Raw genomic sequence first — 15405 nt, 5'->3', positions numbered from 1 at the left:
AAAATAGTTTTGCAACCTTATTACAGCAAAAGAGTTACAAAGGTAAATGTGTATCTTTTAGAGTGGGGTAAAGTTTGAATCGGGGGAGGTTAAATTTAAAAAGTAAATATCACACTTAAAATTCACGATAGCTAGAAGTATAAAAATTCATATTAGGGTCTGACTTAAAAGACACCTATTAAAGCAATGTGTTAAATACAAAAAAGGCCCATAGTCACGTGACTATGGGCCTTTTAATTAAATTTCTAATATTAGAATTTCAAGTTAAAGCTTACATGAACAAAACGACCTAACGTGTCATAAAAACCAGCTACAGTGTTTGCATTAGAAGCTACAGTGTTACCAACTAACGGTGGCTCTTTATCGAAGATATTATTCATACCGCCAGTAAAGGTTAAATGCTCGTTATATGAGTAGCTACCCGAAACATCAATAAAGTTATATGCTTCTATACCACCATCATCAATTAATAACGTATCTGCAGTTCCTTCATAATCTACAGTTCCGTAATAACGCCATTTAACACCAACACGCCAATCATCACGTAAGTAATTTACATTAGCTGTGTGACGCCATTTCGGAGATGCAAAACAGTCTGTACTAATAGTGCCTGAACAATCGTAAGCTAAATCCGCATCACCTAAAATAGGTTCAACTTCTTTTTGAATGCTGTAGTAACCATTAATATCAAAGTTTAATGCACCTTCTTCTAGGTCCATTTTGTAAGCTGCTGTAAAGTCAACACCTTCCCATGTTTGACCACCAATGTTATCGCTCAAGTTTGTAACGAAACCAGCTTGACCTAACCATAAGCTGCCAGATGGGCTACGAGTAACATTGTCACAGAAGAATGCATCGCCTGTTTCAGCACAGTTGTTAATAATTCTTTCTGCACCTACAACACCAATTACTTTTTCAATTTCAATCTTGAAGTAATCAATTGAGAAGTTGAATCCATCTAATGGATTTGCAACTAAACCGATTGTAAATGTATCACCTTCTTCTGGTTCTAGTAACTGATTACCACCTGCGAATTGGTTATATTGACCCGCTGGAGACTCACCAATACCACCGTACTGTGAAGCACTTACACCAGTATTTTCACACTGACTTTGTGAGAATGCAGGGGTATCGCCTGAACACGAATCCGCACCACTCCATAAGCTAATACTTTGTGCAGAGAATAACTCACCAACATTTGGTGCGCGCACAACTTTTGCATAGCTTGCTCTTAGTTTATATGCATCTGCAATCGTGTAATCTGTACCAATTGAGTATGTAGTGTCTGAACCTGTTGTTGAATAATCAGACCAGCGAGCAGCGGCTGATACATTTAACTCGTCAAGTACAGGAATTTGTAATTCACCATAAACTTCATTTACATCAATAGCACCGTACAAACTTGGAGATGGACCACCTTGACCTAATAGTTGACCTTCTTCGTATACCGTATCTGAAACACGTTCATAATCTTGCTCACGACGTTCAAAACCGAATACTGCAGCGATAGGAGCTGATGCAGAAGGTAGGCTCCAATCAAATTCACCGGTAACGTAACCACTGTAAATAATCTGTGTTACTAAACCGGTTTGTGTTCCAACACCAGCTAATTGCCCAGCCTGCTCTGCGGTAACACCATCTAATTCAAATACGTTATATAGCAAACAACCATCTGCAGTATCACACTCTGTACCTACAGCGCCAACGCGTGGAGCAATTTTTGGCGAAAGTAAGTCATTTTTATAAACTGAGCTTGATGTTGTTGCAGAGTAGTTATAGCTAATATCGTAAGACCAGCTATCGTTAATCTCACCTTCCATACCTGTCAAGATTCTGTATGACGTATGCTCAAGGTTATCCTCTCGTGGACCACCTTCAACGTTACGTTTACCAATGTATGCAACAAATTGGTCATCGCTGCCTTGGCCAAATAACGTTTGTAGTTGTTCTTTTTGAAGATCAGATAATAATGGGTTGTTATAATCGAATAAAATTTCTTCGTTATAAAAAGTACCAGATTCAGCGATTTGGCCTGCTGTTCTGTTGTGCATAAATGAAAATTCTAAATATGGTCTAAAGTGTTCATTTATTTCATAATCAATAAATGTACCAAACGTAAAACGCTCATTTGGACGTAAAAAATGGTTTACCGGTGCAAAGTTGTAACGGTAGCCATCATCTTCCATAAAACCTTGGCCATTTGGATTCAGATAACCAAAAAGATTCTGATCGTAATCAACATCACCGTCTACAACCGGGTAAATATCAAAATGAGGATTTGGAGTCGTAGCAGAACCACTACATGACTGGCCATTGCCACCTAAAGCACACGATGAATAGTCTCGAGTACCTTGTACTAATTCGTTTTGACGGTTATAAGTAACATAACCTACGGCATGACCTTTACCACCATCAAATCCACCACCAACAGTAAAATCGATGCTATAAGCTTTACCATCGATTCCAGTATTACCTGTATCGTAGTCATAACCTTTGTCATCCATCAAACCTTGCATGTACTTGTTATCATTGTTGTGCTGAAAGCCTGATGAGCCCACATTTAGTGAAATACCATCAAACTCATCATCCATAACAAAGTTAACAACACCAGCAACGGCATCTGCACCGTATACTGCAGCTGCGCCACCTGTTAGTACATCAACGCGTTTAATTAAAGAGGCTGGAATTTGGTTAATGTCAGCAACTTGAGAGGTAATACTACCAGCCTGCATTCTGCGACCATTTATTAACACTAGAGTTCTGTTTGAGCCTAAACCACGTAAATCAACAGTTGCAGTACCTGTTGCGCCATTAGCTAAGAATGAGCTTTGAGCGGCTTCTATTTGTGGAAGTTGGTTTAAAACATCTTCAACACGAGTAAAACCACTTAGCTTGATCTCTTCAGCAGTCATTACTGTTACAGGGCTAGATGTTTCTAAGTCAGTTCTTTTAATTCTAGAACCGGTGACTTGAATACGTTCTACTTTTTCGATTTCATCTTCAGCTGCAAAAGAGTTTGCTGAAAAAACAGCTGTTGAGGCTGCGCCAAAAGCAAGTGCGATACGCACCGCTTTAGCTACTTGATTATTTAACATTTGATTCTCCCTGGTGTCACTACTTAATAGTAGCAATCATTATTTATTTTATTGTTACAGCTTTTTAACAGTAACTGAAACAAATAATAAACAAAAAACACTGAAAAGCCAATAAAAGTTAATAGGATTTTGCAAAAAAGAATAAATAACGCAATAAAAAGGAAGTGCAGGAAGGTTTAGAAGATAAAAACACCATATTGTTGCTGTTTTGGGTATTGTTAAAAAAGCTCATCCTGAGAATTTAACCCAGAATAAACATTGTAGTTCGAAATAAGATCGACCATTTCAATTAGCGGTACAATTTGCTTTTCTAAATAAATTGCATAGTCATAGCTATGAAAGCCTTGATATAGTTCAACTCCAGCAGTTGTGTAAACAAATGTAACAAATTCACCCCTATTGACCGTAAATTCGCTATTTTTTTTCTGGTGTTTTTTAACTGCTTGAACATGAGGGGGGATATTTTTCTTATAATCGATTAAATTTTGACCTAATCTCTTTTTAAAAATGAGTAAATGATCAAAATCACCTTGGTATAACTTTGTTGTATAGTCTTTAACAAGGTCATTTATATTTAAATTTCCATCAAAAAGACTAGTAAATAGGTCGAACTGGAATTGTTGAGCAAGTTTAGTCCAATCACTTCTTACTGTTTCTAATCCTTTAAATACTAGTTTTGATTCGTTTGGTTTAATTAATTTACCGACATAGCGCTTTTTAGAGCCAACTAGCTTTCCCCTTATGGTTGGCAAAAAGAAAGGGCTATAAAGAGATTCAAATTCTATTTCTAAATGACTTGTTAAGTTGTGCGTTTGTTTAATCTCGTTAATCCAATCTGTAGTTATCTTTTTAGCTAAAAACACGCCAATTTCATTACACTCGTCGTGGGTTAAATCATCATCCAACTTAATAAACGTAGAATCGGTATCGCCATAAATAACGCTATAACCAAGCTCTTCTATCCATTTTTTAGTTTGTAGCATTATTTCGTGCCCTCTTAACGTAATAGAGCTCGATAACCTAGGATCGTAAAACCGACATCCTTTTGAGCCTAGAACGCCATATAAACTATTCATTATTATTTTGATTGCTTGAGAAAGCATTTGATCTTGATTATCTTTGGCGAGCTGCCTTTGAGACGCTAAGCTTTTAACGAGTAGAGGGAGGTGGTGTTTGTCTCGCGAGAATACGGCTTCATTAAATCCCTGCACACTATGCTCAGGATTTTTCAGACCTTCTATTAGTCCGAGTGGATCAATGTAAAAAGTTTGCATAATACTGGGGTATAGGCTTTTAAAGTCTAAAACAATGACATTTTTATAAAGGCCAGGAATAGACTCCATGACATAACCACCAGGGCTTTCAAATGTAAGTCCATGATCGCCCATATTTGGGGCAACATAACCACTGCGATGCAGTAATGGTAAATACATATTGATAAAAGCAGCAACAGAGCCGCCCTTTTTTTCAAGCTCTAACCCCGTAAGCTTTGTTCTTATAATAGAAAAATTGAGTAGCTTTAATTTATCAAAAATTTTATTTACCAAAATACAATCTTGTCGATTATATTTTGCTAAAGAAAGTTTATCTTCGTTAAATTGCCTAATAATTTCCTGGAGACTATTACCCGAATCGATTAATTTAGACTCACCCAACACTTGATTTGAAACATTAGCTAACGAAAAGCTCTCAAAGCTATATGTGCCATTTTTTAAAGTGTCTATTCCATCAACTACACATCGCCCGGATATCGATACTCGAGTAAAGTGCCCTTTTCGAACATATAAAGGCTGATTTCCTCTACCCAGTAATAACTTAATCCCGAGTGCTTCAGCTCTTTCATGAATAACAGCAAAGTCGAACTCAATTACATTCCAGCCAATTATTACATCAGGATCGCTAAGCTTAATAAAATGCTCTAATCCCTTTAAGAGCTCGGCCTCATCTACACACCAAATAATATCAAACTCGAGGTTGGTAGCCTCTCTTTCTGGCTCGCCAATCATTAAAACACAGTCTAAATTACAGCCCACGAGTCCAATAGAAAACAAAACCCCACTTTCGTTACATTCAATGTCTAACGAGAGCTTATTAAGAGTTGGGAAATATTCTTCATTCGCTTTTAATTTAGCGTTGGTTATTAATGTATAGCCATCTTGTTTAAATACATTACCCGTTATCCAAGCTCCACCTTTTATAAAGCGCTCCATTAAATAGCGCTCTATTGGTCGAATATCTTCTTCAAATAATACAACTCCACGTTGCTTTAAAGCTTTAGCAGCAGAATAAAAATGCTTTAGTGATTTGAAGTAGCAGGCCGACATATCTTCTTGCTGAAAGTTTTTTAGCTCAAGACTTTTAATATTAAAGTTAAGTGATTCAGCTACTAATATTTCATTCGCTATTTCAGCATCTTTGCTTTTGATAAAAAACAGTGCATTTTCGTTAGCCGACACCGTTTTTATAGGTCCTTTATCACTACAAAACCACGCTTCGTAACATATGCCGTTTGCAGTATCATAAGCATGAGAAGAAACAATAAAACCGGCTGTTAAGTACACTATTACTAAACCTTATACATATATATGTAAGTTTTTACTTAATTAAAAATGCTTTAAAGCCATACACTCAACCTAAATAAACACTCAGAGACTTTATTTTGCTAAATTAATTTCATCACTTCTTGTAGTTACACTCTTATAACTCTAAAATCCATAGCACTGTAATTATATACATACTTTAGGTAAATCATCCCATGCTTTCTGACTCACTAAAAAAAACAATTAGGCAAGTACACCAGCATGTGGCTAGTAACCTAAACGATTATCGCCCTCGCAGCAGCCAAAATTACCTTGTAGCCGAAATAGCAAAAACACTTGCAGGCGAATATCACAAAAAACAACGCATATGTGTTATTGAAGCAGGCACAGGTACCGGTAAGTCTCTTGCCTATTGTTTAGGCGCATTACCGCTTGCCTTAGCGCAAAAAAAGAAGCTAGTTATTTCTACCGCAACCGTTGCACTGCAAGAACAATTAATAGCAAAAGAACTGCCATTTTTTAAAAAGCATTCAGGCCTCGACTTTAAATTTGATTTGGTAAAAGGTCGCCATCGTTACATTTGTGCTCATAAATTACATAACGCGGTTAATGGCGATAGCCAAACACAAATGGATTTTATGCCAACGCTTACTTCACCACTGAGCGCAATGGAAACCAAATGTTTAAATGAGTTATATAACGCTTACGTAAATAAAAAATGGCAAGGCGATAGAGACAGCTGGGCTGACACAGTACCCGACAGAGTGTGGAACTTAATAGCCTGCGATAAGCATTCTTGCCAACGCCAAATGAAAGCACACCAAACGTGCCCGTTTCAGCTTGCTCGTAATCAATTAATGCAAATGGATGTGCTAGTAATTAATCACTCATTACTACTTGCTGATTTAGACTTAGGCGGTGGTAAAATTTTACCAGAACCCGACAATACCATTTATGTTATTGATGAAGCGCATCATTTAGCGCACATCACACGCGACTTTTCATCAGCTGCTGCCACAATTAAAGGCACGATAGAATGGCTTGATAAGCTCACCAAGTTTAGCGGGAAAATGGCTAAAATTTTAGTGGGGCAAAGAGCTATTGGACAAAACTTTAAACTTTGCGACAGCATTAATGACGCTAATAAAGATTTAAAAGTAGTGCGCGATATTCTTGATAATGCCGATTTTGAGTATTCAAAAGACGATACTTATCGTTTTGAACACGGTGAAATTCCAAAATCATTGCACAGTAAAGCAAAAGACATAAGCGAAGCCACGCAAGATGCGCTGCGCTGTTTAAACAAAATGCACGACACCCTTACCCAAGATGTTAGCGATGGCGACATAAAACCTTACGTTGCCGACCCAATACTAGGCGAAAGCGGGCAATACATAAACCGCTTAGAGCAGCTAAACAAACTATGGTTTAGTTATGCTAAAAAAGGTGAAGGTGCTCCGCATGCACGATGGATAAAACGCCTTGAATACAAAAGCCATCACGATCACTTATTAAGCGACTGCCCTATTGAAGTGGGTTACTACCTAAAAGATAAATTATGGCGCGAATGCGCAGGCGCTGTTTTGTGCTCTGCCACATTAAGTGCACTCGGCTCGTTCGATCACTTTGCTTACGAAACAGGGCTTGCTAAAGAAGAAGGCGTTAAATTTATTAAAGTACCTTCTCCTTTTGATTATCCCAAACAAGCCACTTTACGTATTCCGGTATCTAAAGTAGAACCTACCGATAAAGACTTTAGTGATCACCTAGCTAAAACTTTACCAGAGTACCTAAATGATAAAAAAGCGAACCTTGTATTGTTCGCTTCTTACTGGCAAATGGACCATGTAACAAAGTTTCTTAGAACAAAAGGTTTTAACTTATTAGTACAAGGTGAAATGTCGCGAGAAGCGTTGCTTAAATTACACACTAAAAATGTAGACGAAGGCAAAGGCAGTATTTTATTTGGAACACAAAGCCTTTCAGAAGGCCTTGATTTACCAGGAAAATATTTAGAGAACTTAATAATTACTAAAATCCCGTTTGCTGTACCTACTTCGCCTATAGAAGAAGCGCAAGCAGAATTTGTACAAAGCAAAGGCGGCAACCCGTTTTTAACGATTACCGTGCCAGACGCCGCGAAGAAATTGGTACAAAGCTGTGGTAGACTGCTGCGAAAAGAGAGTGATGAAGGCTGTATTACTATTCTCGATAGACGCTTAGTTACTAAGCGATACGGTAAAGCCATGCTCGACACCCTACCACCTTTTAAAAGACAAATAGATTATTAATGTTTGAACTCGCACTCGATCCAACTACCTGGGCTGTTTTATGTGCTGTTGCACTTGCCGCAGGTTTTATAGACGCTATCGCCGGTGGCGGTGGCATGTTAACTGTGCCCGCTTTATTAACTGCTGGCTTACCTCCACATTTAACATTAGGCACCAATAAACTAGCTGCAAGTTTTGGCTCCCTAACAGCAAGCTATACCTATTATAAAAAGAACTTATTTAGTCCAAAGTTTTGGGCTGCCTCCGTTATTGCAACCGCAATAGGTGCATTGATAGGGACTGTTATTGTTGACCATTTAAGTATCGACTTTTTAAACAAGCTACTGCCTATTATTATTATTTTAGTTGCCGCTTATAGCTTATTTGGTAATTTAAGTACTACCGAAGGTGATGAACTCCCTAAACTCAACAAAGCGATGAAAGTAAAACAGTGGCTGCAGGGTTTAACATTAGGCTTTTTTGATGGTTTAGCAGGCCCAGGTACAGGTACTTTTTGGACAGCCTCCAATGGCATGCTTTATAAAATGAACTTGCTACTCAATTGTGGCTTAGCGCGTTCAATGAACTTTGTTTCTAACTTTATATCTTTAATTACCTTTGTAGCACTCGGCCATGTAAATTTTTTACTTGGTATAACAATGGGCTTTTTTATTATGCTAGGCGCATGGTTTGGCGCGCATTCGGCAATACGCTTTGGTAGTAAATTTATTCGCCCTGTATTTAATACTATGGTTATACTTTTAGCATTAAAACTAATTTACGAGGCTTACTTTTAATATGCATTCAATGGCTTTAGATAAACTACGCCAACAAGTTGCAACGCTAAAACAACAAGCTGAGCAATTTGATAAAGCTAAACTGTTTTCTAAAAACCGTTATATGCAGGCGCAACCGAGCTTGTTTGACCGCGCAGTTTTTAGTACAAAAAGCATGAACCTAGCCGATTACGTAATAGAAATTGAAGACGAAGTGTCACGATTACCGCCAAGCGAGCATCGTCATGCTTATACCTACGCACTTGAACGCATTGGCGCACAAGTACAAGCCGTGTTTAATGTTATTAAATCAACGCCTATTTGGGTTAAAGAAAACAAAAGCCATTATAAACCTCGTCCTAAGCAAACTGTTTATAAGCACGCTGTACAAAAAATAATGCAATCATCGCACGAGCTTTATGACGAATTAAAACAAAACCATGAGTTTGAACGTCGGTTAGTGCTCATGATTGAAGAGCGTAAAATGCAAATGGATAAAGCCTCGCCTGCTAAAGCACAAAAGCTTAACCTTGAAATATTAAGCACACATGCTCGGTTAGGTCGCTGCAGAAAAGCAATTTCTGCCACTGAGGACAAAATACAACAAGTAGAAAAACAACAACTGCGTTAAGGCGCACTTTACTATGCAGCTTTATTATCACCCATTGTATTCAGACCTTATACTGCCAGAACGTCATCGCTTTCCTATTCAAAAGTATCAGCTACTTAAAACCGAAATAGAAAGCCTCGGTGTTTTGGCAAGTGCTTTTCAAGAACCTAAAAAAGCAACCGCATCTAAACTTGCGCTATGTCATAACCAACGTTATATAGATGACTTTTTAGCTGGCGGGTTAAGCGATAAAGCAATTAAAAAGATGGGATTTCCCTATTCGCAGCAACTTGTAGAGCGTACTCTTTTATCAATTGGCGGGAGTATTCAAGCAGCTGAAGCGGCTTTTAGTCACGATCTAACCTTTAACTTGAGCGGTGGTTATCATCACGCCTATAGCGATTTTGGCAGTGGCTTTTGTATTTTTAATGATTTAGCTATTGCCGCTGCACATTTAATAGATACCGATCAAGCTGACACTGTTTTAATTTTTGATTGCGACGTACACTAAGGCGATGGCACAGCGCAAATCACTCAAAAAAATGACCAAATTATTACCTGCTCAATTCATTGTGAACAAAACTTCCCACGTAATAAACAACAGTCTACTTACGATTTTGCATTACCCGCTAAAACAACCGACACTGAATACCTTGCTACAGTAAGCCAAGCACTCGATTTTTGCGTGCGCATTCATAACCCTGATATTATTTTGTATAACGCTGGGGCTGATATTTATACTAAAGACGAGTTAGGCTTGTTTGATGTATCACTGGATGGCGTATATAAGCGCGACTTTTTTGTTCTCAACTTTTGTAAGCAACAACAAATCCCATTAATGTGCGCCCTAGGCGGAGGTTATCAGCGTAATTTAAGTGAGCTAATTAACGTTCATAAACAACTCTTTAAAGCCGCTATCGATTTATAGCAAGCCTTAGTATAGACTCAGTTAAACGGATTATTTTTTAAAGCGGTGGGAATATGCGATTACACGAAGACATACACAACTATTACGAAAAAATTGTAGTCGAAGAAGTTATCAAACTTAAACTTGACGAAAAATATGATGAAGACGTAATGGCTGACTTTTGCTGTACAGTACTAAACCAGCTCCCACCACGATACATTCGCTATGATGTTGATATGGCATTTTATTTACCACAATCAGAACGCATACATATGGAACAACGCGTGCAAACAGCTATAAACGTTGCCATAAGCCAAATATCAAAAAAGAAAGAGTTAAATGACAAACCCACTTGATCAAGCCCCTACACATATTAAACTTGCAGTAGATTTAATAATGATTTTAGAGCAACACGATGTTGCTCCAGAAGAAATACTCAAAGCACTTGAAATAGTTAAAAGCGACTTTGAAAAGAAGCTAGAAAAGCTATAACTCTATTCTATTATTTGTATTTCGTGCTCGGTAACGATACCTTCGTGCTTAGTGCAATCAATTTTAACTTCACCAAATGTACGCCTAGGCGAAGTTGAACGACGACAGGTCATATTTTGTGCCTTAACGCCAAATTGCGTTATATACACCGCAACTGTTTCATCTATTAGTTGTTTTTGTTGCGTAGTCGCTGCACTGTAAAATGCATCGTATTGCGCAGACCAATTTTCAACCCCCGCTTCCTTTGCAACGCCTAGCCAGCCCATCCCTAGTTTAGTAGATTGCTCCAAGTATTGGCCTTTTAAAAACATAAACGCCAACGTGTACTGTGCGCTTTTATAGCCTAGCCCAGCAGGCTCTTTTAAATAATTGAAAGCGGCCTCAAACTGCCCTTTTCGATACGCTTTAATACCATTGTATTCATTCTTTTTCATGGTGGTATCACTGTAAAGGTTGATTGGGCTAGAGTTACATCCACCCAACAAAGTGATAAATACCATAGAAGCTGCAGCTACGGAGAACTTTTTCATTCTTGTCCTTAATTTATTATTTTTATATGCCAGTTCCGAATATGGCTTACAGTGTTTATAAACCCTGCTATTCTAAAGCCCAATATGCATAATTAAAATACTATCATGACCTTAGCAAGCTTACTGCGATTATTTTTTCTGGCCGCTATTTGGGGCGCATCATTTTTATTTATGCGAATGGCAGCTAACAGCTTGGGGCCTGCAGTATTAATTGAGTTTAGAGTTGGCTTTGCCGCAGTTACTTTATTTATTGTTGCCTTATACTTAAAGCGCCGTTTAGCCTTTATTGAACACAAAAAACACTTTTTTATTATAGGCGCGTTTAATTCAGCTTTGCCGTTTTTATTTTTTGCCTATGCAGCACAAACTATAAGCGCTTCTACTTTATCAATTTTAAATTCAACAACCCCTATTTGGGGCGCAGTAGTAGGTATTTTATGGACAAAAACAAAGCCGACCAAAAGTATGGTGCTTGGTTTATTGCTTGGCTTGATAGGTGTTGCAATACTTGTTGGGCAAAATCACTTTGTATTAAATAGCCAATCAATCATAGCCATAGTAGCAGCATTAAGCGCTTCACTTTGCTATGCCATTGCATCGCATTACACTAAAAATGCGCCCAAATTGGCCCCATTCGATAACGCTCATGGCTCAATGTGGGCGTCGAGTTTTATGGTATTGCCACTTATTTTATTTATGCCAATACGTGAAGTTCCAACCACCAACGTTATGCTAGGTGTATTAGTACTGGGCGTTGTATGTACCGCGCTTGCGTATATATTATTTTTTAAACTTATTGACGATATAGGCCCAACTTCAGCACTCACTGTCACCTTTTTAATTCCATTATTTGGCATATTTTGGGGGCATTTATTTTTAGATGAGCAAATAGGGCCAAATACATTACTAGGCGCACTATTTGTAATTGTAGGCACTATGCTGGTTACTGGTTTTTTACCACGAAAAAGGCACTTAGCTAAAACAAGCTAAGTGCCTTAAATTACATATGGCATTAAAGTTTAAATAAATTGCGGATCTTTTGGCGAATCATTCCTGCGAGTAATATACACAATACAATCATTTTTCGCTTCATTACTAAACGCTCGGCTATGCTCAATAGGAACTGAAAATGTATCTCCTTGAGTAAGCGTTAATACTTCATCGCCTAAATCAATGGTTAAGCTACCTTGATGAACAAAAATAACCTCTTCTTCAAAACGAATGTGTTTTGCTATTTTTGCATTTGGTTGGAGTTTTAACGCTGATATATTAAATCCATGTGGCCAATTTAGTTGTGTTTGAATAGGCGTATCGGCATTTAAATTACCCACTAGCGGTGCTTCGTAAACACCTTCGAATTGGCTTAGGTAAGAGTGCTTGTTCCAATTAAAATCACTTGCTCTGACCACTGTTTGCGCAAGCTCTTCGTCTGTTATTATTCGGTGCTGCGCTATTTGTTCGCTGCTAGTAACAGCCATTGGACTAACCCCATCAGGGGCTTTTTCATTGAGCGTTGTATCTACTAAACTGCCATTTTCAAGTAAAATAAGGCCAAACTCTTTTGCCATATCAAATACTTGTGGAGCCCAAAGTACTCTACCCGGATCGTCACTGCCAAGCACTGCATATAAGTAGCCAATACCATTACCTACGTTTTCGAATCCTCTAAAAATATCTAAAGGAATCGAAATAATATCACCTTCGTTTAAAATTACCTTAGCGTCTTTACCGTCTACACCGGTATAAAATGCCCATGTGCCACTGTGTACAACAAATATTTCTTCGGTTAAGTGGCTATGCTGCGAGTTTAAGCACCCAGCAGGTTGGCGAGCGCCACCAATATTAAACCCATGTGGTATAGAAATATGCACATGCTGATTAGGGTTTTCTGCAACACCTGGACCTATAATAGTAAAATTTTCTTTTTGATCACTACCAGGCGAACGCGTATCAATAAAGGCGTTCTTACACGGAATTAAATCATCGTATCGTACTAAGCGATCTGCAAATAAACTCATTATTCTCTCCTAAATTAATTACTGAGCGGTCCAGCCGCCATCAATTTTTATACTTGTTCCTGTGATCATTGCAGACAACTCACTAAGCAAAAATACACAAGCATTTGCAACATCATCCGTTTGGGCAATTTTTTTCATTGGGATCATGTCATAAACAAACTTTTTGAAGTCGGGATTTTCAAGCATTGGCTTTGTCATTGGCGTTTCAACAAACGTAGGGGCAACCGTGTTTACACGTACATTTTGTGTTGCTAGTTCAACAGCAAGTGCCTTGGTGAGCCCCTCTACCGCATGCTTACTCATGCAATACAAAGTGCGATTAGGTGAGCCTACAAAACCCATTTGAGATGACATGTTAACCACAGCACCGGCACCAGAGTTAATTAAAGCTGGTAATGCTGCTTGGCTTATTCGATAAACACTACGAATATTCATCGAAATTACATCATCAATATTGTCATCTGTTTGCTCAAGCATTGGCGCAACACGGTTAATACCTGCGTTGTTAAGTAAACCGTCTAACTTAGTAAGCCCTCGTAAACGCTCATAAAAAGCATCACTGTTTATATCAAGCGGCCAGATTTCTATTTGCGAAGGAGCATATTCCTTGAGCTGCTCCAAATCGTGTTTTGTACGCGCCACAGCAATTATATTTGCACCCGCATCTACACACTTTTGTACGCACGATTTACCAATGCCTTTACCCGCACCCGTTATCAAAATGGTTTTACCAAGTAAAAGAGTTTTATCAAATCCCATTTGTTCACCTAAAATCTATATTGCATTCGAAGTCATTATTAATTAGAGTACCCACAGATGCAAGACATTATTTAACCAGTACGTCTCATCAACAGTGTATAAAACAACTAGTCACTAAGGATATAAACAATGATAAAGCATTTAAAAAAAGGTCAACCAATTGACTCAAAACAAAAACAAAATCAATCAGTAAGAGATATTGTAGAAAATATTTTAGCGCGTGTTGAATCTGAAGGTGATGCAGCAATTCGTGAATATTCTGAAAAATTTGACAAGTGGACTCCGAAGTCTTTCAGGCTATCTAGTGATGAAATTAAAGCGTGTTATGCACAACTTGATGATCAATTAATCGAAGATATTAAATGGGCGCAAAGCCAAGTCCGCAATTTTGCTCAAATTCAACGTGACTCAATGAAAGACGTTGAAGTAGAAACACTACCTGGCGTTACACTTGGCCATAAACACATAGCAATGGAGAGCGTAGGTTGTTACGTACCAGGAGGGAAATATCCACTACTAGCCTCTGCGCACATGAGTGTATTAACGGCTAAAGTAGCCGGTGTTAAACGTGTTATCGCCATGGCTCCACCTTTTAATGGCAAGCCATCACCAGAAATTGTGGTTGCAATGGATATGGCCGGCGCAGATGAAATTTACTGCCTCGGTGGTGTACAAGCCGTTGCTGCAATGGCTATTGGAACGCAAACTATTGCTCCAGTAGATATGATTGTAGGCCCGGGTAACGCCTTTGTAGCCGAGGCTAAACGACAATTATTTGGCCGAGTTGGTATCGATTTATTTGCAGGCCCTACCGAAACACTCGTTATTGCTGATGACAGTGTAGATGGCGAATTATGTGCGACCGATTTACTAGGCCAAGCAGAGCACGGCCCTACGTCTCCCGCTATTTTACTGACTAACTCTGAGCAATTAGCTATTGATACAATGGCAGAAGTAGAAAGACAACTTACCATATTACCTACTGCTGATATTGCAGGTGTGGCATGGAAGGATCATGGTGAAGTTATTGTATGTGATACCTATGAGGAGATGATCGAAGTTGCTAACGATCTTGCATTTGAACACGTACAAATTATGACTCGCAATACCGACTACTTCAAAGAAAACATGCAAAACTTTGGAGCTTTGTTTTTAGGTCCGCAAACTAACGTTTCTTATGGCGATAAATGTATTGGTACAAACCATACACTACCCACAGGTAAAGCAGCGCGTTATACTGGTGGGCTATGGGTAGGAAAATTCATAAAAACATGTACTTTCCAACGAGTAACAGAAGAAGCCTCGGTTGTTGTTGGTGAGTATTGTTCACGTTTATGTGCTGCAGAAGGGTTCGCTGGCCACAAAGAACAAGCAGACATACGAGTAAGACGATATAGGAAATAAATCA

At 38.5% G+C, this 15405-nt stretch carries 12 protein-coding genes and 1 pseudogene; 8 read left to right on the top strand and 5 right to left on the bottom strand.

What is annotated here, in order from left to right:
• Nucleotides 1-251: 251 nt before the first annotated feature.
• Together GQR55_RS08660 and GQR55_RS08655 are read right to left on the bottom strand one after the other, a co-directional pair.
• Nucleotides 252-3095 (bottom strand): TonB-dependent receptor, encoded by a 2844-nt coding sequence (locus GQR55_RS08660; protein WP_166420268.1) that lies wholly within the window; start codon nucleotides 3093-3095, stop codon nucleotides 252-254.
• A gap of 218 nt (nucleotides 3096-3313) precedes the next feature.
• Nucleotides 3314-5656 carry a DNA polymerase II gene (locus GQR55_RS08655; protein WP_166420267.1) on the bottom strand — a complete coding sequence of 781 codons (2343 nt, stop codon included), beginning with the start codon at nucleotides 5654-5656 and terminating at the stop codon, nucleotides 3314-3316.
• Between the two features lie 194 nt (nucleotides 5657-5850).
• On the opposite strand from GQR55_RS08655, the gene dinG reads away from it, so the two are divergent.
• From dinG to GQR55_RS08625, 6 genes and pseudogenes are all read left to right on the top strand, one after another.
• The gene (gene dinG / locus GQR55_RS08650) at nucleotides 5851-7926 is read left to right on the top strand and encodes an ATP-dependent DNA helicase DinG (RefSeq protein WP_166420266.1); all 2076 of its coding nucleotides are present in this window, start codon (nucleotides 5851-5853) and stop codon (nucleotides 7924-7926) included.
• Nucleotides 7926-8702, top strand: a complete 777-nt coding sequence (locus GQR55_RS08645) for a TSUP family transporter (RefSeq protein ID WP_166420265.1) — start codon at nucleotides 7926-7928, stop codon at nucleotides 8700-8702. The genes dinG and GQR55_RS08645 overlap by 1 nt, the downstream gene beginning before the upstream one ends.
• 1 nt (nucleotide 8703) lies before the next feature.
• Nucleotides 8704-9312, top strand: a complete 609-nt coding sequence (locus tag GQR55_RS08640; protein ID WP_165740536.1) for a primosomal replication protein — start codon at nucleotides 8704-8706, stop codon at nucleotides 9310-9312.
• 13 nt (nucleotides 9313-9325) lie between these two features.
• Nucleotides 9326-10219 (top strand): annotated as a pseudogene (locus GQR55_RS08635) (histone deacetylase).
• A 53-nt stretch (nucleotides 10220-10272) separates the two neighbouring features.
• Nucleotides 10273-10554, top strand: a complete 282-nt coding sequence (locus GQR55_RS08630) for a late competence development ComFB family protein (protein ID WP_166420264.1) — start codon at nucleotides 10273-10275, stop codon at nucleotides 10552-10554.
• On the top strand, nucleotides 10538-10690 hold the full coding sequence (locus GQR55_RS08625) for a DUF2496 domain-containing protein (protein ID WP_166420263.1): 153 nt from the start codon (nucleotides 10538-10540) through the stop codon (nucleotides 10688-10690). Before GQR55_RS08630 ends, GQR55_RS08625 begins: the two co-directional genes overlap by 17 nt.
• Nucleotides 10691-10692: 2 nt before the next feature.
• On the opposite strand, the gene GQR55_RS08620 is transcribed toward GQR55_RS08625, so the two are convergent.
• A complete protein-coding gene (locus GQR55_RS08620) occupies nucleotides 10693-11220 on the bottom strand; it encodes a sel1 repeat family protein (RefSeq protein ID WP_166420262.1) in 528 nt (175 codons plus the stop codon).
• A gap of 105 nt (nucleotides 11221-11325) precedes the next feature.
• Between GQR55_RS08620 and GQR55_RS08615 the strand changes: the two genes are divergently transcribed.
• Entirely contained in the window at nucleotides 11326-12210 is an 885-nt protein-coding gene (locus GQR55_RS08615) for a DMT family transporter (RefSeq protein WP_166420261.1), read from the top strand.
• A 29-nt stretch (nucleotides 12211-12239) separates the two neighbouring features.
• On the opposite strand, the gene GQR55_RS08610 is transcribed toward GQR55_RS08615, so the two are convergent.
• Entirely contained in the window at nucleotides 12240-13238 is a 999-nt protein-coding gene (locus tag GQR55_RS08610; protein WP_166420260.1) for a cupin domain-containing protein, read from the bottom strand.
• 18 nt (nucleotides 13239-13256) lie between these two features.
• Nucleotides 13257-13997, bottom strand: coding sequence for an SDR family oxidoreductase (locus GQR55_RS08605; RefSeq protein ID WP_165740532.1), 741 nt, complete (start codon nucleotides 13995-13997; stop codon nucleotides 13257-13259).
• Between the two features lie 129 nt (nucleotides 13998-14126).
• Between GQR55_RS08605 and hisD the strand changes: the two genes are divergently transcribed.
• Nucleotides 14127-15401: a histidinol dehydrogenase gene (gene hisD, locus GQR55_RS08600; protein WP_166420259.1), complete on the top strand. Its 1275-nt coding sequence runs from the start codon at nucleotides 14127-14129 to the stop codon at nucleotides 15399-15401.
• The last annotated feature ends 4 nt before the right edge of the window (nucleotides 15402-15405 follow it).

Source organism: Pseudoalteromonas sp. Z1A8, assembly GCF_011378855.1.
Lineage (GTDB): Bacteria > Pseudomonadota > Gammaproteobacteria > Enterobacterales > Alteromonadaceae > Pseudoalteromonas.
The sequence above is the reverse complement of the archived record's forward strand: the minus strand, read 5'-3'. Positions and strand labels throughout refer to the sequence as shown.